Origin of the sequence: Geodermatophilus sp. CPCC 205506 (assembly GCF_051383635.1) — a bacterium.
GTDB lineage: Bacteria > Actinomycetota > Actinomycetes > Mycobacteriales > Geodermatophilaceae > Geodermatophilus.
Genome location: NZ_JALPKP010000001.1, coordinates 103,879 through 122,267, shown reverse-complemented (window position 1 = coordinate 122,267; position 18,389 = coordinate 103,879). Strand labels below are relative to the sequence as shown.

Here is an 18,389-nt window from a genome sequence, read left to right as displayed (position 1 = left end):
CATCTACTCTGTGAAGGGCGGTCGTGGGGGTCGCCGACGACGCCCTGACCAACCGACGGGGGAGCTGCGCGCATGGGTCGCCACGCCGAGAGCAGGACCGGACGCCGGGGCGGATCCCGCTCACCCCAGGTGCTGACCGCGCTCACGGTGGCCGCAGTGGTGCTGGTGGCGGGCGGGATCACCTGGTGGGCGGTCGGGTCCGGCGGCGGGGACTGCGAGCGCACCGACGTCGTCCGGGTGGCCGTCGCCCCGGAGCTCGCGCCGGTCGCCGAGGAGGTGCTCGGCGGCGCCCAGGGGCTGCGGGCGGAGGACTGCGCCGGCGTCGAGGTGAGTGCCCAGGAGCCGCTGCAGACCGTCGGCGACCTGGGCGCCCTGGAGGCCGGCGACCTCCCGCACCTGTGGGTGCCCGACTCCTCGCTGTGGCCGGCCCGCGCGGGCGACGTCCCGCTGGAGGTGGGCGAGTCCGTGGCCACCTCCCCGGTGGTCCTGGCCACCAGCCGGGCGGCGGTCGACGCGCTGGGCTGGACCGACCGGGCGCCGGGCTGGGGCGAGGCGCTGGCCGGACGGCAGGCGCTGGCCGTGCCGGACCTCGCGACCAGCGCCGAGGCCCTGGCCGCCCTCAATGCGGTGCGGACCGCGCTCGGAGCGGACGAGGACGCCGACAACGCCGTCGTCCAGGCGGTGCTCGCGGCCGAGCGCGGGCCGTCGATCTCGCCCTCCGAGGCGCTGGCCGCCGGCAGCGGGGACGCGGCCGACGCACCCCTGGTGCCGGTCAGCGAGCAGGAGGTCTACGCGATCAACCGGGGCGCCGAGGACTCCGCCCTGGTGGCGGTCTACCCGGGCGAGGGCTCGCCGTCGCTGGACTACCCGCTCGTCCGGGTGGGCTCGGCCTCCGGTGCCGACTCGGCCGCGGTGAACGCCGCGGTGCGCGCCCTCACCTCGGACGCCGCGCGCACCGCCGTCCTGGCGGCGGGGTTCCGGGACGCCGACGGCGCCGCTCCCCCCGAGGCCGGCGAGGCCACCGGCATCCAGGAGGCCGCGCCCGAGGCGCTGCTGCTCGACCCGGCCCAGGTGCAGGCGCTGCTGGCCCAGCTGTCGGAGCTCGCCGACCCCTCGCGCATCCTCACCGTCTTCGACGTCTCCACCTCGATGGAGGCGCCCGCCGGGAGCGGCACCCGCGCCACCCTGGCCCGCGACGCCGCCAAGAGCGCGCTGTCCCTGGTGCCGGGGAACTTCTCGCTCGGCCTGTGGGTGTTCGCCAACGAACTGGAGGGCGAGCAGGACTGGACCGAGCTGGTGCCCACCCGCCAGCTCGACGCCGAGGTCGACGGCGGCACCCAGCGCGACGTGCTCGACGAGCAGCTGGACACCATCCCCGACCGGCTGACCCCCGGTGGCACCGGCCTGTACGACACGACGCTGGCCGCCGTCCGGGCCGCCCGGGCCAACTTCGACCCGACGGCGGTGAACAGCGTCCTGATGGTCACCGACGGCACCAACGACGACGAGGGCCTGGAGCTGGCGGCGCTGCTGTCGACGCTGCGCGACGAGGCCGACGACGAGCGGCCGGTGAAGGTCATCGGCGTCGCCCTCGGCCCGGACGCCGACCTCGCCGCCCTCGAGGAGATCGCCGCGACGACCGAGGGGGCGGCCTACTCCGCCGTCGACCCGACCGACCTGCAGACCGTCCTCTTCGACGCCCTCCGCCAGCGCGGCTAGCTCGTCAGGTCCGGGCGAGCAGCTCGGTCAGGGCCGTCGTGACCTCGTCGACGGTCACCTCGTCGAGGGCCGGGTCGAGCTCGGTGCCCCAGGGGTCGCCGGTGCCGTCGCCGTGCCACAGGACGACGTGCTGCGGCCGGTCCGGCGGGCCCCACAGCGCCGGTGACACCGGGCCGAACAGCACCACCGACGGCCGCCGGTAGGCGGTGGCGAGGTGCGCCATCCCGGTGTCCCCGCTGACCACGACCCGGGCGCGGGCGACGACCGCCGCCAGCTCCGGCGCCGACGTGCGGCCGGCCAGCACGGCCTCCTCCCCCAGCCCGGCGGCACCGGCCACCTCGCGAGCGAGCGGCACCTCGGCCGGGCCGCCGGTCACCCGCACGTCGAGGCCCGCCGCGGCCAGGTGCCGGGCGACGGCCGCGAACCGGTCCGGCGGCCAGCGGCGGCCCGGGAAGGCCGCACCCGGGTGCACCAGCGCGACGCCGTCCGGCGCCGGGACGGGGACGTCGGGCACGACGAGGTCGAGCGCGTCCGGGTCGGCCGCCACGCCCAGCCCCTCGGACACCAGCCGGCACCAGCGGCGCACCTCGTGCTCGTCGGGGTACCAGGTGGGGCCGGGGTAGCCGGGGCTGCCGAAGCACAGCAGCCGGCCGGGCCGGAGGTCGGCCACGACCACGTGCGAGGCCGGACCCTTGCCGTGCAGGTCGACGGCGAGCTCCGGCGGCGGACCGCGCCAGTCCAGCGGCTCCAGTTCGCGGGCGGGCAGCACCTCGTCGACGGCGTCGATCAGCCGGGCGAGCGGTTCCAGCGCCGTCGTCGTCGCCAGCACCAGCCGGTGGCCGGGCACGGCGGCCCGCACCGCGCGGATCGCCGGCACCCCGGTCAGCAGGTCCCCGAGCCCCAGCGGCCGCAGCACCACCGCCACCGGCTCCCCGTCACCAGGGACTTTCCGCGCCGAAAGTCCGCCTCGTGGCGGCCGGAGCGGACCCGGCGTGCGGACTTTCGGCGCGGAAAGTCCAGAACGGGGGCCTGTCACACGCGGGAGCGCTCGACCAGGGCGGTCGTGGAGTGGCCGTCGAGGTAGGGCAGGACGACGGCCTGGCCGCCCCACCGCCGCAGCACCGCGGCCTCGGGCAGGTCGGCCCCGGCGTAGTCGCCGCCCTTGGCCCAGACGTCCGGGCGCAGCCGGTCGAGCACCTCGGCGGGGGTGTCCTCCTCGAAGACGACGACGGCGTCGACGAACTCCAGCGCCTCGAGCACCCGGGCCCGGTCGACGGCGGTCACCAGCGGCCGCGACGGCCCCTTCAGCCGGCGCACCGACTCGTCGGAGTTGATGCACACGACCAGGCAGTCGCCCAGGCCGCGGGCCGCGCGGAGGGTCGCGACGTGGCCCGGGTGCAGCAGGTCGAAGCAGCCCCCGGTGGCGACCACGGTGCCGCCGGCGGCGCGGACCCGCGCGATCACGCCGTCCGCCCCGGGCTCGGCGACGACGTCCGGAGCGACCGGCACCGCGTCCCACGCCGACGCGCCACCGCGCCCGACGAACGCCGAGGCCGCCGCGACCGCCCCTGCCACCGCCTCGCCGGTCACCGCGCCGTCGGCCAGCGCGAGGGCGGCCGCCGCGGCGAAGGAGTCCCCCGCTCCGCAGGTGTCCCCGCCGGTCACCGGCGTCGCCGGCACCACCATCGGCGCGCCCTCCCCGTAGGAGAGCAGCGCCCCGCGAGCACCCAGGGTCACCGCCACCGCGCCGACCCCCCAGTGCCGGATCAGCGTCTCGGCCCGCGCCCCGACCGCGGCCAGCCCGTCGCCGTCGACCGGCGCACCGGCGGCCGCGGCGACGCGGGCCGCCTCCGCCCCGTTCGGGGTGACCAGCCGGACCGACGGCACCGGGTCGGCGCCGCGCGGGTGCGGGTCCCAGACCACCGGGCCGCCGGCCGCGGCGAGCGCGGCCCGGACGTCGGCGGCCGCCGTCGTGCCCCGGCCGTAGTCGGCCACCAGCACCGCCGCCGCCTCCCGGATCACCGCGGCCGCCGACGCCGGCAGCGCGCCCAGCGTGGCCACGGGCGCGCCGCTGTCCAGCCGCACCACCGAGTGGTCGCCGACGCGCACCCGCTGCTTGACCGCGGTGCCGCCGGTCGCCGGGATCTCCACCAGCCGCACCCGTCCGTCGAGCAGGGCGCGCAGCCGGGCCGCCCCCTCGTCGTCGCACATCGGCGCCACCAGCACGACCTCGCGGGCGGTGGTCTGCGCCGCGATCACCGCGGCCAGCGCCGCTCCGCCGGGCCGCTCCCGGGTGTCGACGTCCTCGACCACGGGCACGGGGGCGTCCGGGGTGAGCCGCGACGCCGTCCCGACCAGGTCGACGTCGAGCAGCGCGTCCCCGACCACGACCAGCGGCCCCGTCACTGGACCACCCCGATGCGGCTGACCGGCACCCGCGCCGGCTCGGCGAGCACGGCGGCGTCGAAGGCGGCGCAGACCAGGTGCAGGGCGACCAGGTGGCACTCCTGCACGGTCGCCGTCCACGGGCTGTCGATGCACACCGCGTCGTCGGCGGCCGCGGCCAGCGGGTTGGGTGCCGGGCCGGTCAGCGCCAGCACGGTGATCCCGCACTCCCGCGCCCGCCGGGCGGCGGCGACGGCGTTGGGGCTGCGGCCGGACGTCGACAGGAGCACCAGCACGTCGCCGGACCGGCCGTGCGCCTCCACCTGGCGGGCGAAGAGCTCGTCGGCCGGGTAGTCGTTGGCGATCGCGGTCAGCGACGAGGTCTCCGCGGTGAGGCAGATGGCGGAGAACGGCGGCCGGTCGGCGCGGTAGCGGCCCACCAGCTCGGCGGTCAGGTGCTGCGCCTGCGCGGCGCTGCCGCCGTTGCCCGCCGCCAGCAGCCGGCCCCGCTCCGCCCCGCACAGCACGTCGGCGATCAGCCTGCCCCACCGGTCCAGCGCGTCCAGCTGCCCGTCCAGCGACCGCAGCGCCGCCGTCAGGGAGGCCACGTGGTCGGCGCCGGTGAGGTGGGTGCAGGTGTCGGGCGAGACGGCCTCGGTGGCCGAGTGCGGGACCCCGCCGATGGGCGAGACGGTCATCGGGCGACCTCCACGGGACGGCGGCTGGCCAGGACCTGCCGGTAGACGTTCTCGGTGTCGGCGACCACGCGGGCCCACCGGTAGCGGGAGCGGGCCCGGCGCACGCCGGCCGCGCCGTAGGCGGCCCGCCGGGACTCGTCGGCGAGCAGCGCGACGAGCACCGCGCCCAGCCGGTCGGGATCCCGTGGCGGGACGAGGTCGCCGGTGACGCCGTCCGCGACGGAGTCCTGCAGCCCACCGACGGCGGTGGCGACCACCGGCCGCCCGCACGCCATGGCCTCCAGCGGGGTGATGCCGAACGGCTCGTACCAGGGCACGGCCAGCACCACGTCCGCCGAGCGCACCCACGCGGGGACGTCGACCCGCGCCACGGCGCCGGTGAACACCAGCCGGTCGGCGACGCCCACCGACGCGGCGACCGCGCGCAGCCGCCGCACCTCCGGATCGGCGTCCAGCCGGTCGACCGGCGGCCCGCCGACGACGACCAGCTCGGCGCCGGGCACCGCGGCCAGCGCCCGGACGGCGTCCTCCTGGCCCTTGCGCTCGACCAGCCGGCCGAGCACCAGCAGCCGCGGCCGGCCCGCCGTGCGCGGGGCGACCGGTCCCCGCGGGGTGAAGACGGCGGTGTCCACCCCGCACGGCACGATCGACGCGCGGTCGCTGTCCAGCCCCATGCGGCGCAGCTCGAAGACCTCGTCGGAGCAGGTGGCGACGACGTGGCTGACCGTGCGGCACAGTGACCGCTCGAGGTCCAGCCGCTGCGGCGGGGAGGTGTCGGCGGCGCCCTGGTGGCGGCGCTTGACCGAGCCGAGGGCGTGGAAGGTCTGGACGACCGGGATCGTGCCCGCCCGCCCCGCACCGGCGGCCGCGACCGAGGCCAGCCCGCTCATCCAGAAGTGCGCGTGCACGATGTCCGGCGGTGCCGCGGCCCAGGTCCGTCGCAGCACCGCGGCGAACTCCGGCATGTGCCGCAGCAGGTCGTCCTTGGGCAGGACCCGCTCCGGCCCGGCGGTCACGTGCGCGACGTCGTAGCCGTCGGCCGTGGGAACCCGGTCCGGCTGGCCCGGGTCCTCGCGGCGGGTGTGCACGGTGACCGCGTGCCCCCGCCGGGCCAGCCCCGCGGCCAGGGCGGCGACGTGGACGTTCTGCCCGCCGGCGTCCACGCCGCCGATCGCGGCCAGGGGACTCGCGTGCTCGGACACCAGGTCGATCCTCACCGCCTCACCTCCTCCAGGAGCCGGTCCCAGTCGGTCAGGAAGCGCTGCAGCCCGTAGCGCTCCAGCGCTGCCGCCCGCGCGGCCTTGCCGGCGAGGCCGGCGGCGTCTTCGTCGTGCAGGAAGGTGCGGACCGCACTCCAGAGACGCTCCGGGTCGGTCGAGAGCACGCCCGCCTCGCGGGGCACCGCCTCGACCGCCTCGGTGGTGGCCAGCCCGACGACCGGCATGCCCAGGTGCATCGCCTCGAGCAGCGAGAGCCCGAGCGACGTCCAGCGGACCGGGTGCACGTACACCCGCCGCCGGGCCAGCTCGGCGTGCATCGCCGCCTGGGGCGGGTCGTCGAACAGGCCGACCCGCGCCGGGTCGAGGCCGTACCGCTCGTGCAGCCCGGTCAGTCCCATGCCGAAGACGTCGACCGGCGCGACCGCGGCGAGGCCGGGCAGCAGGTCGGCGCCGACGGTGCGGCCGCGGCGGACGGGCTCGTTGGTGACGACGGCCGCGCGGGCCAGCTCGCCGGTCCAGCGCTCCCCCGGGTCGACGATGCCGTGCTCGATGACCGTCGTCGGGGCCCGGCCGTTGTCGTAGAAGAGCCGGTTGAAGTGGGTGACGTGGGCGACGGGGATGTCCGACCGGTCGGCCAGCGGGTGGCGGGTGTGGGGCACGGGTCCGTCGTCCGGCTCCAGGCCCGGCGCGTTGTGCTCGAGGAAGACCGCGGGCAGGTCACGCCCCGGCTCGCGGCCCATCCACTCCCGCACCAGCTCCAGGTCACGGGTCCGCTGCAGGACGACGACGTCGACGTCCTCCTCGCGCAGCGCCTCCGGCGTCACCTCGCGCGCCGACGCCGGCCAGTCCCAGGTGCGGGCGCGGCCGAGCCCGTCGGGACCGCGGTCCGGCGTGACCGGCAGCAGGTACTCGTGCCGGCCCTGGACGAACGCCGTCGTCCACGACCCGTGCACGTGCCAGAGCAGCACCCTCACGCTGTGCCCACCCTCTCCACCGTCGGGACCACCTTCTCGACGGCCGCGACGACGTCGGCCGCGGTCACGGACGTGAGGCACGGGTGCCCCGGCACCGGGCACTCGCGGGCCCGGCTGTCCCGGCAGGGGGCGTCCTGGTCCCCCAGGAGCACGGTCGGAACGCCGTAGGGCGCCCAGCGGACGGCCGGCACCACCGGGGAGAACAGCGAGACGACCGGCGTCCCGACCGCCGCGGCCAGGTGCGCGGGGCCGGTGTTGCCGACGACGACGGCGGCGGCCCCGTCGAGCAGCGCCGCCATCTGGGCGAGCGAGGTGTCCCCGCCGAGGTCGACGCCGCGGGCGCCCGCCACGGCCGCGGTCAGCTCCCGCTCCCCCGGCCCGCCGGTGACCAGCACCCGGTGCCCCGCGTCGGCCAGCGCCTCGACCGCCTCGGCGCAGCGGTGCGCCGGCCAGGCGCGGGCCGGCACCGATGCGCCGGGGTGCAGGACGATGTAGCCGGGCTGGAGACCGCCGGGGGCGACGTGGCCGGGTTCGTGCGCGACCGGGGGCAGGGGCCGGCGCACGGCGAGCCGGCCGTCGTCCCCGGCCGGCAGCTCGAAGCCCGCGGCGCGGGCGAGGGACAGGGCACGCTCGGGCTCGGGCAGGTCGTCCACCCGGTGGCGCACGTCGAGCAGCGCACCGGGGTAGTCGACGCTCGTCGCGGAGATCCGCGGCACGCCGGCCGCCCGGAGCACCAGCGCCAGGGGCAGGGGCGACTGGTGGAAGGACGTCGAGACGACGGCCTCGTCGGGTGCCAGCGCGCGGATCCGCTCGGTGAGGGCGGCGAGGTCGTCCGCATCCACCGGCGGCGGGTCGGCGACGATCCACGGGCAGCGCCAGGTCCAGACCTCGTCGACCCCGGGCAGCAGCGCCGCGGCCTCGGCACCGGCGGGTCCGGCGAGGAACACCACCCGGTCGGCGCCCGCGGCGACCGCCCGGACCATCGGCCCCTGCACGAGCACGTCGCCGGCGGAGTCCAGCCGGGCGACCAGCACCGTGCGGCTCACCACGCCCCCGCCAGGACCGCGTCGACCGCCTCGCGCAGCGTGACCGCCCGGCGCGGAGCCGCGGCGACCTCGGCCTTCCGGGTGACCGGGGTCGGCACGAGGATCCCCGTCGCGCCCGCGGCGGCCGCGGCCTCGACGTCGGCCCCGATGTCGCCGATGACCACGCACCGGGCGGGATCGACGTCGAGCTCGGCGCAGGCGGCCTTGACCATGCCCGGGGCGGGCTTGCGGCAGGCGCAGCCGTCGTCGGGACCGTGCGGGCAGACCTGGACGGTGTCGAACGGCCCGAGCAGCTCGTCGAGCCGGGCCATGCAGGCGTCGACCTGCGCGCGGGTGATGAGGCCGCGGGCCACGCCGGACTGGTTGCTCACCACGCCGACCAGCACCCCGCGGGCCCGCAGCGCGTCGACCGCCTCCGCGGCGCCCGGGACGGGGGTCACCAGCGCGGGGTCGCCGTTGTACGGGTAGTCGCGCACGAGCGTGCCGTCCCGGTCGAAGAGCACCAGGTCGGGCAGCCCGCGCCACGGCCGCACCCGCCGGTGCGTGACCACTCCGCGCAGCCAGTGCCAGGTGGCCAGTGGCGGGATGGCGGCGCTCGTGGCGAGCATGGTGGCGACCTCGGCCCGGTCGCGGGGGCCGGGGGCGATCCGGGCCCGGGCGAACTCGGCGGTGCCGGCGGCCCAGCCCAGCGCGGCGGCCAGCGCCGCCCGCGGCCGGCGTGCGGCGGTCAGGCCGACCGCGGCCACCGCGGCGGCGGTGACGGCGAGGTGCTGCGGACGGCGCCCCAGCGGGGCGTCGGCGCGCTCCCGCCAGCCGCGGCCGTGCAGCCGCCGCATGAGGACGTCGTCGGCGTTGCCCGCCTGCACGCGCGCGCTGACCCACCGGTCGACCGGGCGCACCGGGTGGGTGATCGACCGCTGCCCGCGGACCAGCCGCGAACCGGTGTCCATGACCCGCAGCGCGAGGTCGGAGTCCTCCCGGAAGGCGCGGGGGAACCGCTCGTCGAAGCCACCGACCGCAGCGAGCACGGACCGGCGGTAGGCGAGGTCGGCGGTGATCCAGGAGCTGGTGGCCAGGCCGGCCGTGCCGCGCTCCCAGTCGGTGGGGCGGCGGCCCTCCGGCAGCGGCACCCGCACCCTGCCCTGGCTGCCCGCGACGTCGGCCGGCAGATCGGCGAGGTCGTCGGCGAGCTGCCGGTACCAGTCGGGGTCGGGGACGACGTCGTCGTCGAGGAAGGCGATCCACTCCGCGCGCGCGGTGCGCCAGCCGAGGTTGCGGGCGCGGGCCGGACCACCGCCGCCGGAGCGGACGACCCGCACCGGCGGGAGGCCCGGGCGGTCGGGCCGCAGCGGCGGCCCGGCCCGCCGGTCGTCGACCAGCACGAGCTCGGCCGGGCGGGGACCGGGGGCCTGGGCGAGGGCGTCGAGCAGGACGTCGAGCGAGGGCCGGCCGACCGTCGGGACGACGACGGCGCACGACTGGATCCCCACCTGCATGTTCGCGTCCTGCCCGGTCCGCGCGGACCGGAAACACTACGGGCTTGAAGTGTTGTCCGCACGAAGAGGAGGACCCCGTCCTCCCCACCCCTCGCACGCCCGGGGCGCTGCCCTGGACGGGGCCACGAGGGGCCGTTCGTCAGCGGCGGGTCCGGGCCGCGGCCGAGACACGAGCGAGGGCGTTCGTGACGGTGGCGGCGTCGTCCCCCAGGAGGCTGAGCAGGTGGGCGACCAGGTCGTCGTGCGTGGGCGTGGCCTCGGCCACCTTCGCCCGGCCGGCCGGCGTCAGCCGGGCGTGCAGGAGCCGCCGGTCCCCCGCCGTCCGCTCCCGCGTGACCAGGCCCTGGGCGACCAGCCGGGTGACCGTGCTGGTCACCCCCGCCCGGGACAGCCCGAGCGCCTCGGCGACCTCGCCCATCGTGGCGCGCTCACCGGGGGCGTCGGCGATCCGCCGCAGGGCCTCGAACCCGGTGAGGGACAGGTCGTGCTTGCGGTGCAGCGCCGAGTCGACGCGCCGGGTGATCCGGTCGTGCACCTGGACGATCCGCAGCCAGGTCTCGGCCGGGCCAGGGGCGACCCCGGGGAGGGCGGCGGCGTCCCGCGGGACGTCGGCGGGCGAGACGTCCGGCGCGAGGGCGTCCTCCGGGAGGTGCACCCCTCCATCGTTCCTGACGTCGCGCTCAGGCGCTCCCGGGAGGAACGGGGCCCGGCGGCTGCGCCCGCCGCCGGCCGGCCGCGCGGGCCAGCCCGATGGAGGTGGCGAGCAGCGCCGATCCGGTGACCAGCAGCGGCCACGAGGTGCCGCCGTCCGGAACCGGCAGGTCGGTGGCCGCGGCGGCCGGGACCACCGGCGACTCGACCCCGGCCCCGGCGCGGCCCGGGACCGGCTCGACCTCGTCCACGGGCGCCGCCAACACCGGCGGGGTCCCGATCGGGGGCACCTGCGCGGCGCCGGTCGGCGGGGTGATCGCCGCGCAGTCCTCGGCGGCCGGGCGGGTGAAGCTGTAGCCCTGCAGCTCGTCGGCGTAGGCGTCGGTGCCGTCGATCGACGTGTACCGGAGGTCGGGGTCGATCGTCTCGCCCCAGTCGACGTCGCCGGTGCGCAGCACCACGACCTCGCCCGGCTGCACCACCGCGGCGTCCTCACCCGCGGACGCGCGACTGGTGGCCAGCGTGACCTCGTAGGCGACGACGCCGCCGGTGATCTCGACGACGACGCCACCGGGCCGGCAGCTGGGGCCGTGCGTGACGCGGGCACCGGGGCGGTCGGGGTCGTCGACGGCGAGCGCCGGGGCGGCGCCGATGAGGCCGGCACCCGCGAGGCCCACGCACAGGCCCGCGACGGTGGCGGCGCCCCGGACGGCTCTGCTTGCGACCGGCACGTGCACTGTCCCCCTGGATCCCCGCCCGGCGCAGCTGCGCTGTGCCGGTACGCCACCCATGATGACGTGCGTGACGCCTCCCTGACGCCGGGTTACCGGTCAGTCGCGCGTGTCTGCACGGCGTGTCGGGAGAATTGTCGACCGAGGTCCGCGGCGGGGTGTGACGGAGGGCTCACTACGGTCAGCCGATGGACTCTGCTGCTGGGACCGGGCGCCGCCGGCAGGACGAGGTGTACCGGGCCGGGGTCTACGGCCGCCGGCCGCGGGTGCCGACGGCGGCCCGGGCCCTGCAGCGCCGCGCGAAGGCGCACCTCACCAACCGCGCCTACGCGTACGTGGCCGGCGGGGCCGGGGGCGAAGCGACGCAGCGGGCCAACCGGGCCGCGTTCGACCGCTGGGCCGTCGTCCCCCGCGTGCTGCGGGACGCGAGCGTCCGGGACACGTCGGTGGAGCTGTTCGGGCGGCGCCTGCCCGCGCCGCTGCTGCTCGCCCCGGTCGGGGCGCTCGAGCTGGTGCACCCGGAGGCCGACCTCGCCGTGGCGCGGGCCGCCGCCGGGCTCGGCGTGCCGATGGTGTTCTCCAACCAGGCCTCGGTGTCGATGGAGCGGTGCGCCGCCGAGATGGGGGATGCGCCGCGGTGGTTCCAGCTCTACTGGTCGACGTCGGACGAGCTGGTGGCGAGCCTGGTCGCCCGCGCGGAGGCCTGCGGCTGCGACGCGCTGGTCGTGACCCTCGACACCACGATGCTCGGCTGGCGCCCGCGCGACCTCGACCTCGGCCACCTGCCGTTCGCGCTCGGCAAGGGCATCGCCCAGTACACCTCCGACCCGGTCTTCCGGCGGCTGGTCGAGCAGCGGGCGAGCGCCCCGGCGGCCCGCGACCGGCAGCCGCGACCGACGGCGGCAGCGGTGCGCGCGCTGGTCGGGATGGCCCGCGCCTGGCCCGGACCGCTCCTGGACAACCTGCGCTCACCCCTCCCGCGCGCGGCCGTCGAGACCTTCCTGGCCATCTACTCGCGGCCGTCGATCACCTGGGCCGACCTCACCTGGCTGCGGGAGCGCACCCGGCTGCCGATCCTGCTCAAGGGTGTGCTGCACCCCGACGACGCCCGCCGCGCGCTCGACGAGGGGGTGGACGGCGTCGTCGTCAGCACGCACGGCGGGCGCCAGGTGGACCGGTCGATCGCCGCGCTCGACGCGCTGCCCGACGTGGTGGCGGCGGTCGGGGACAGCGCGCCGGTGCTGCTGGACAGCGGGGTGCGCAGCGGCGCGGACGTCCTCACCGCGGTGGCGCTGGGTGCGCGGGCGGTGCTGCTGGGCCGGCCGTTCGCCTGGGGTCTCGGGCTCGCCGGGGAGGCCGGCGTGCGGCAGGTGGTCGCCGACGTGCTCGCCGAGTTCGACCTCTCGCTGGGTCTCACCGGGCACGCGTCGGTCGGTCAGCTGGGCCCGGAGGCGCTGCGCCGCGTGCCCTGAGACGACACGCCGGGTCGCCCTTGACCCCGTCGTGTGGCCGGGGTCACAGTGTGCGTGGGCGGGGGTAGCCGGCAACGAGTGGCCACCCACTGCTGGGTGGACCGACCAACGCGGCCAGACCGTCAGGACCGGCCCCCCGCCCCTCAACCCCCGGCCGGTTCCGAGACCGCGCGTCCTCGTTCGGTGACCGGCGGTCACGCCTCGTCGGCTGGGCTGGCGGCACGGCGGCTGACCAGCACAATCCTCCGCATGCGCACGTTGCGGGGCGCCGTCGGGTGGCTCGTCGGCGTGTTCGTGGTCCTCGTGGTGGCGAGCGCGACCGCGACCGGGCTGGCACGTGCCGCGGTCGCCTCCGCGCAGAGCGAGCTCGGCGAGCGCGTGCTGCCGGCCCGGCAGGCCGCGACCGACCTCGCCACCGCCTACGTCGACCAGGAGACCGGCCTGCGCGGCTACCTGCTGACCGGCGACGCGCAGTTCCTCGAGCCCCAGGAGCGCGGCCGCACGGACGCCGAGCGGCTGGAGGGCCGGCTGGCGGACCTGCTGGCCGACGACCTCGACGGCACGGAGCTCCTGGGCGCGGTCCGCGCGGCGGGAGCGGAGTGGCACATCGGGACGTCCGAGCCCGGGATCGACGCCCGGCGGCAGGGCCCGCTGTCCGCCGGCCGGCTCGAGGCACTGACCATGGACGGCAAGACCGCGTTCGACACGCTGCGGGCGGCGCTCGCCGCACTGCAGGCGCACGCCGTCCAGCGGACCGCGGACCAGCTGAGCGCCATCGGCACCGCCCAGACGGTGGCGAACGTCGTGGCCATCGGCGCGGCGGTCCTGGGCCTCGCCGTCGCCGTCGCCGTCGTCCCGCTGGGGCGGCGACTGATCACCGGCCCGCTGGACCGGTTGCTCGACGACGTGCAGGCGGTCGCCGCCGGCGACCACGGACGGCCCATCGCCGCCAGCGGCCCCCGCGAGTTCGCCACCATCGCCGACTCCGTCGACCGGATGCGCGCCAGCGTCGTGGCGCACTCCACCCAGCGGGCGGCCGCCCAGCGCGAGCTCACCCTCCGGCAGGAGCACGAGCGGATGGCGGCCGACCTGCACGACCTGACGATCCAGCGGGTGTTCGGGCTCGGCCTCGGGCTGTCGTCCCTCTCCCGGCGGCACGCCCAGCTGGCGCCCGCCGTCCTGCCGCTGATCGAGGAGACCGACCGCATCATCCGCGAGCTCCGCACGGTGATCTTCGACCTCGGTCGGTCCGAGGTCGCCGACACCCTCCGCGGCCGGGTCATCGACGTCGCGGAGGAGAGCGCCCGGGTCCTGGGGTTCACGCCCTCGCTGGAGTTCTCCGGCGCCGTCGACACCCTCGCCTCGGACGCGGCCGGCGCGGAGGTCCTCGCCGCGCTGCGCGAGGCCCTGAGCAACACCGCCCGGCACGCCGGCGCGACCCAGGCCGAGGTCTGCCTCGCGGCACAGGACGGCAGGCTGTGGCTGACCGTGACCGACAACGGGGTCGGCCTCCGCCCGGAGTCCACACGGGGGAACGGCCTGGCCAACCTGCAGGCCCGCGCGCAGCGGCTCGGTGGCACCGCGGACGTCCGTCCCGGTCCGCAGGGGACCGGGACGGTCGTCGAGTGGGAGGTCCCGCTCCAGAGCGCCTGACCGCCGGCCGGACGGCGCCGGTTCCGCTGGCCACCCAGACCTGCGAACTCGTGGCCGTCAGCCGCTGATCACCACGAGATCGCAGGACTCGGCGCGGGGTCGGTCGGTCAGCTGCCGGAGACGTTGCGGCGCATCCTCTCCAGGACGGCGGCCACGCGGGCGAGGTCCTCGGGGTCCAGGCCGGCGCGCAGCTGCTCGTCGTGCTCACGGGCGGCGTCCCGCAGCCGGTCGAACAGCTGCCGGCCCGCTGGCGTCAGCTCCACCCGGCGCACCCGCCGGTTGCCGGGGTCGGCGGCGCGGGCCACCAGGCCGGCCGCCTCCATGGCGTCGAGCTGCTGGGTCAGCGTGGCCGCGCGCACGCCCAGCGCGTCGGCGAGCTCCCGCTGGGTCGCCACCGGACCGGAGCGCAGGGCGAGCAGCACCAGCCAGGTGGTCCGCGACCCGCCCGCAGCGGCGAGGCGGGCGTCGAAGGCGCGGCTCACCTCCCGGGCGACGCGGTGCAGGAGCAGCCCGATCGGCGGACCGCCGGGAGGGCGCGGCACGGGGGCAGACTACCGCATCCGTTCGGTACCTTACCTTTCGGTACCTCACGATCCGTCGTACCGTCGACGGCGTCCCGCCCCCTCCCCGAGGACACCGCGATGACCTCGACCCGAGCCCCCGCGATCCGCCTGCGCCTGGGCCCCTCGACCCGGCGCGGGGTGCTGCTGGTGCACCTCGCCTGCTCGATGGGCTGGCTGGGCGTCGACGTCGTCGTCGCGGTGCTGGCGGTCACCGCCGCCACGGCCGACGACCCGTTCCTCGTGGCGTCCGCCTACACGGCACTGCACACCTTCGCCGTGCCGGTGCTGCTCACCGTGGGCCTGGGCAGTCTCGGCACCGGGCTGCTGCTCGGGCTGGCCAGCCGCTGGGGCGTCGTCCGGACCCGGTGGGTGCTGGGAAAGCTGGTGATCAACGTCGTCCTGGTCGCCCTGGTCCCGGTGCTGCTTCAGCCGCAGGTCGCCGAGGCCGCCCGGCTGGCCCGCCAGGTGGACGCCGACCTGTCCGAGCGGCTCGGCCGCATCCCCGTCGACCTGCTCTTCCCTGGGTTCGTCTCGGGCACCGCGCTGGTGGTCGCCGCCGTGCTGGCCATCTGGAAGCCGTGGGGGCCGACGCGGCGCCGTCCGCCGGCCGGTTCCCGGTCGTAGGGACCGGCGACCCTGGCACCCGCGCGCCGCTGCGCTGGACGCTGGTCGCCTCCCACAGGCCGGGCCGGGCGGGTTCCGGCCCCTTTCCGGAGGGCCGGCAGATGGGCCGAGCGGTACAGGTGGACGGCAACGACATCTGGGTGGAGCAGAGCGGCGCGGGGCCCGACGTCCTCCTGGTCAACGGCGGCGGCGACCCCCTCGAGGCCTGGCAGGCCCAGCTCGACGGCCTGGCCGGCGACTACCGGTTGACCGCCTTCGACAACCGCGACGTGGGCCGGTCGGTGCGCCCCGAGACCGGCTACACCGTCGGCGACCTGGCCGACGACGCGGCCGGGGTGCTGCGGGCCCTGGGCATCGGCGCCGCCCACGTCGCCGGCTACTCGGGCGGTGCCCTCATCGCGCAGGAGCTGGCACTCCGCCACCCCGAGGCGGTCCGGAGCCTCGTCCTGGTCAGCACCTGGGGGCGCCCCGACGTGTTCTGGCACCACCTGGTCGGCTCGTGGCTGTGGATGGCCGGGCATGCACCCAGCGAGCGCGCGTTCCTCGAGGCGTTCTTCCGCTGGGTCTACACCCGCCGGGCGCACGAGGACGGCACCGTGGACAAGCTGGTCGACGAGGCGCTGGCCTTCCCGTACCCGCAGTCGCCCGAGTCCTTCCAGCGGTTCGCCGATGCGTTCTGGGAGCACACGACCGCCGACCGGCTGCCGCAGATCGCCGTCCCGACGCTGGTCCTGGCCGGGAGTGCCGACATCATCGTCCCGCCGCCCTACGGCCGTGCCGTCGCCGACGCGATCCCGGGGGCCCGGTTCGAACTGCTCGACGGCGAGGCGCACCAGCCCTTCCAGGAGGTGCCCGAGGAGTTCAACCGCCGGGTCGACGCCTTCTGGCGCGAGGTCGGCTGACCGCACAGAACATCGCGGCCCCGACCTCCGAGGAGGGCGGGGCCGCGGTGCTGTCTCAACCAGACGTGCACCCGAAGGGATTCGAACCCCTAACCTTCTGATCCGTAGTCAGATGCTCTATCCGTTGAGCTACGGGTGCCGGTGTTCAGTTGTCGTGCGCGGAGGCTCCGGGATTTGAACCCGGGATGGGGATTAACCCAAACCGCATTAGCAGTGCGGCGCCATAGACCGGACTAGGCGAAGCCTCCCGGGGTCCGAGTCCCCTCGGAACCACCGAGGAGAGAGACTACCAGCGCCGCGGGAGGCCCCGGCAGCGGGGGGCGTCAGACCGCGGCCAGTTCCCCCGCCGGACGGCGCACCCCGCGACGGCCGGGCACGAGCGTCACCGTGACCGCCAGCGCGGCCCCGGCGACGGCCAGCAGCAGGCTGCCGCTGACCCCGGACGGGCCCTCGATGAGCGCGCCGCCGAGGGCCGCCCCGACCGCCGAGGCGCCGGTGGCCATCGTCGACAGCCAGGTGAACGCCTCGGTGGTGGCGTGCGCCGGCGCCAGCGCACCGACCAGCGAGTTCTGCACGGTCAGCGTCGGGGCGATCGCCGTCCCGCCGAGGAAGAGCAGCGCGCCGAGCACCCACGGGCTGGACGCCGCGGTGAGCGGCGCGAGCCCGATCGTCACGCCCAGCAGCAGCCAGCGGTACTGCCGCGGCAGGGAGGCGCTCACCACGCGGGCGCCGAACCACAGCCCGCCGGCCACCGACCCGAGCGACCACAGGGCCAGCAGGACGCCGGACATCCCGGGCGAGCCCGCGGCGTCGGCGAACGCGGGGACCGCCACCTCGAGCGCGCCGAACCCGAGCATCAGCGCCGAGCCGCTGACCAGCACCCGCGGCATGCCGGGGGCGAGCACCGTGGTGAACGGGCTGGTCCGCTCCGCGGCCGGTGTCGGCACCCAGTCGCGGATCGCCCGCGACGTCGCGATGCCCAGGGAGCCGGCGACCGCCAGCACCCCGGCGATCCCCACGGCCCACGCGGGGCCGGCGAGCACGGTCAGCGCCGCGACCGCGGTGGGGCCGGCCACGAAGACCAGCTCGGTCGCGGTGGCGTCGAGGGCGAAGGCGGTCGGGCGCACCGCGGGGTCGACCCGCGACCACAGTGCCCGCACCGCACCGGAGACCAGCGGCGTCGCGGCGCCGGCCGCCGCGGAGGCGCCGACGACGACGGGGGTGGGCGCACCCCCGAGCACGGCCGCGACGAGCGCGGTCAGCAGCAGCGGGTACACGCCGGCCTGGGCCAGCAGCACCGGCCGCGGGGTCCGGCGGTCGGCCAGCCGGCCCAGCACCGGGGCCATGCAGGCCATCGCGATGCCGTAGGTCGCCGCCGCGAGCCCGGCCACGGCATAGGAACCGGTCTGCTGCTGCACCATGAGCAGCAGCGCCAGCGGCACCATCGCCGAGGGGAGGCGACCGGCGAAGCCGGCCACGAGCAGCACCGGGGCGGACGGCAGCCGCCAGACGCTCAGATAGGCACGCACGACGAACTCGCTTCAGGGGACGCACGGGAAGGGTAGGGGGTCAAGACTCGTTGACCACCTACAGGCTAGGGACGCAGAGGTAGGGAGTCAAATGAGTGACGACGCCTACAGTGCCGACGCGTCCGCGAGACGGTAGGGAGTGCCATGGACTACGACACCTACGGGTCCTCCGCCGTCGAGCTGGCGATAGACCTCGCCAACGCGGAGCGGGACGCCGGGCCGGAGTGGGCCGGGGCCTTCCTGCGCGCCCACGACGAGTGGTTCGAGCCCGGCACGGCGCTCGACCTCGACCCGGCCGCGGCGGCGCGCGCCGCCGCGACCGCCGACCTGGTGCGCGCGGTCGCGGTCGCCGCGTCGCAGGCCGAGGTGATCGAGCGGCTCAACGACCTGCTCGAGCTGGCGCACCCGAAGCCCTACGCCACCGACCACGACGGCGAGCTGCACCTGCACTACGCCCGCGCCGACGCCCCCGTCCTCGAACAGCTGACGACGACGGTCGCCATGGGCCTGTCGCACGTCGTCGTCCAGCACGGGTGGCAGCGCATCGGCATCTGCTCGGCCGAGGGCTGCGACGACGTCTACGTCGACACCTCGCGCAACGCCAGCCGCCGGTACTGCTCCAACACCTGCGCCAGCCGCTCGACGGTCGCCGCCTATCGCGCCCGCCGCAAGGCCTGAGCGGAGTCGCTCGAGCGCGGAAACCGTCACCGAACGACTCCGCACCGG

At 77.0% G+C, this 18,389-nt stretch carries 17 protein-coding genes and 2 tRNA genes; 6 read left to right on the top strand and 13 right to left on the bottom strand.

What is annotated here, in order from left to right; genetic code table 11:
• Positions 1 to 129: 129 nt before the first annotated feature.
• Positions 130 to 1,719, top strand: coding sequence for a VWA domain-containing protein (locus tag MY520_RS00520; RefSeq protein WP_436689001.1), 1,590 nt, complete (start codon positions 130 to 132; stop codon positions 1,717 to 1,719).
• A gap of 4 nt (positions 1,720 to 1,723) precedes the next feature.
• On the opposite strand, the gene MY520_RS00515 is transcribed toward MY520_RS00520, so the two are convergent.
• From MY520_RS00515 to MY520_RS00475, 9 genes are all read right to left on the bottom strand, one after another.
• Entirely contained in the window at positions 1,724 to 2,644 is a 921-nt protein-coding gene (locus MY520_RS00515; RefSeq protein WP_436688999.1) for a glycosyltransferase family 9 protein, read from the bottom strand.
• Positions 2,645 to 2,751: 107 nt separating this feature from the next.
• The gene (gene rfaE2 / locus MY520_RS00510) at positions 2,752 to 4,125 is read right to left on the bottom strand and encodes a D-glycero-beta-D-manno-heptose 1-phosphate adenylyltransferase (protein ID WP_436688997.1); all 1,374 of its coding nucleotides are present in this window, start codon (positions 4,123 to 4,125) and stop codon (positions 2,752 to 2,754) included.
• A complete protein-coding gene (locus MY520_RS00505; protein ID WP_436688995.1) occupies positions 4,122 to 4,802 on the bottom strand; it encodes a D-sedoheptulose-7-phosphate isomerase in 681 nt (226 codons plus the stop codon). The genes rfaE2 and MY520_RS00505 overlap by 4 nt, the downstream gene beginning before the upstream one ends.
• Positions 4,799 to 6,019, bottom strand: a complete 1,221-nt coding sequence (locus tag MY520_RS00500; protein WP_436688993.1) for a glycosyltransferase — start codon at positions 6,017 to 6,019, stop codon at positions 4,799 to 4,801. Before MY520_RS00500 ends, MY520_RS00505 begins: the two co-directional genes overlap by 4 nt.
• Positions 6,016 to 6,996: a glycosyltransferase gene (locus MY520_RS00495; RefSeq protein ID WP_436688991.1), complete on the bottom strand. Its 981-nt coding sequence runs from the start codon at positions 6,994 to 6,996 to the stop codon at positions 6,016 to 6,018. The genes MY520_RS00500 and MY520_RS00495 overlap by 4 nt, the downstream gene beginning before the upstream one ends.
• Positions 6,993 to 8,042 (bottom strand): glycosyltransferase family 9 protein, encoded by a 1,050-nt coding sequence (locus tag MY520_RS00490; RefSeq protein ID WP_436688988.1) that lies wholly within the window; start codon positions 8,040 to 8,042, stop codon positions 6,993 to 6,995. Before MY520_RS00490 ends, MY520_RS00495 begins: the two co-directional genes overlap by 4 nt.
• Positions 8,039 to 9,538: an HAD-IIIA family hydrolase gene (locus MY520_RS00485; protein WP_436688983.1), complete on the bottom strand. Its 1,500-nt coding sequence runs from the start codon at positions 9,536 to 9,538 to the stop codon at positions 8,039 to 8,041. The genes MY520_RS00490 and MY520_RS00485 overlap by 4 nt, the downstream gene beginning before the upstream one ends.
• 139 nt (positions 9,539 to 9,677) lie before the next feature.
• Positions 9,678 to 10,193, bottom strand: a complete 516-nt coding sequence (locus MY520_RS00480) for a MarR family winged helix-turn-helix transcriptional regulator (protein ID WP_436688981.1) — start codon at positions 10,191 to 10,193, stop codon at positions 9,678 to 9,680.
• A gap of 25 nt (positions 10,194 to 10,218) precedes the next feature.
• Entirely contained in the window at positions 10,219 to 10,920 is a 702-nt protein-coding gene (locus MY520_RS00475; protein WP_436688979.1) for a hypothetical protein, read from the bottom strand.
• A gap of 188 nt (positions 10,921 to 11,108) precedes the next feature.
• Here MY520_RS00475 and MY520_RS00470 point away from each other — a divergent pair, with 188 nt between their 5' ends.
• Entirely contained in the window at positions 11,109 to 12,392 is a 1,284-nt protein-coding gene (locus MY520_RS00470; protein ID WP_436688977.1) for an alpha-hydroxy-acid oxidizing protein, read from the top strand.
• A gap of 249 nt (positions 12,393 to 12,641) precedes the next feature.
• Positions 12,642 to 14,045, top strand: coding sequence for a CHASE3 domain-containing protein (locus tag MY520_RS00465; protein ID WP_436688975.1), 1,404 nt, complete (start codon positions 12,642 to 12,644; stop codon positions 14,043 to 14,045).
• Positions 14,046 to 14,152: 107 nt separating this feature from the next.
• Here MY520_RS00465 and MY520_RS00460 read toward each other — a convergent pair whose 3' ends face one another.
• Entirely contained in the window at positions 14,153 to 14,587 is a 435-nt protein-coding gene (locus tag MY520_RS00460; RefSeq protein ID WP_436688973.1) for a MarR family winged helix-turn-helix transcriptional regulator, read from the bottom strand.
• Between the two features lie 99 nt (positions 14,588 to 14,686).
• On the opposite strand from MY520_RS00460, the gene MY520_RS00455 reads away from it, so the two are divergent.
• The gene (locus tag MY520_RS00455) at positions 14,687 to 15,232 is read left to right on the top strand and encodes a DUF2269 family protein (protein ID WP_436688971.1); all 546 of its coding nucleotides are present in this window, start codon (positions 14,687 to 14,689) and stop codon (positions 15,230 to 15,232) included.
• A gap of 101 nt (positions 15,233 to 15,333) precedes the next feature.
• A complete protein-coding gene (locus tag MY520_RS00450) occupies positions 15,334 to 16,134 on the top strand; it encodes an alpha/beta fold hydrolase (RefSeq protein WP_436688969.1) in 801 nt (266 codons plus the stop codon).
• Between the two features lie 66 nt (positions 16,135 to 16,200).
• Here the strand turns inward: MY520_RS00450 and MY520_RS00445 are convergent.
• The 3 genes from MY520_RS00445 to MY520_RS00435 all read right to left on the bottom strand — a co-directional run bounded on the left by MY520_RS00445 (position 16,201) and on the right by MY520_RS00435 (position 17,663).
• A tRNA-Arg gene (locus tag MY520_RS00445) sits at positions 16,201 to 16,273 on the bottom strand.
• Positions 16,274 to 16,293: 20 nt separating this feature from the next.
• Positions 16,294 to 16,382 (bottom strand) — tRNA-Ser (locus MY520_RS00440).
• Between the two features lie 75 nt (positions 16,383 to 16,457).
• Entirely contained in the window at positions 16,458 to 17,663 is a 1,206-nt protein-coding gene (locus tag MY520_RS00435) for an MFS transporter (RefSeq protein ID WP_436688967.1), read from the bottom strand.
• 144 nt (positions 17,664 to 17,807) lie between these two features.
• Between MY520_RS00435 and MY520_RS00430 the strand changes: the two genes are divergently transcribed.
• On the top strand, positions 17,808 to 18,341 hold the full coding sequence (locus MY520_RS00430) for a CGNR zinc finger domain-containing protein (protein ID WP_436688965.1): 534 nt from the start codon (positions 17,808 to 17,810) through the stop codon (positions 18,339 to 18,341).
• Positions 18,342 to 18,389 lie beyond the last annotated feature (48 nt).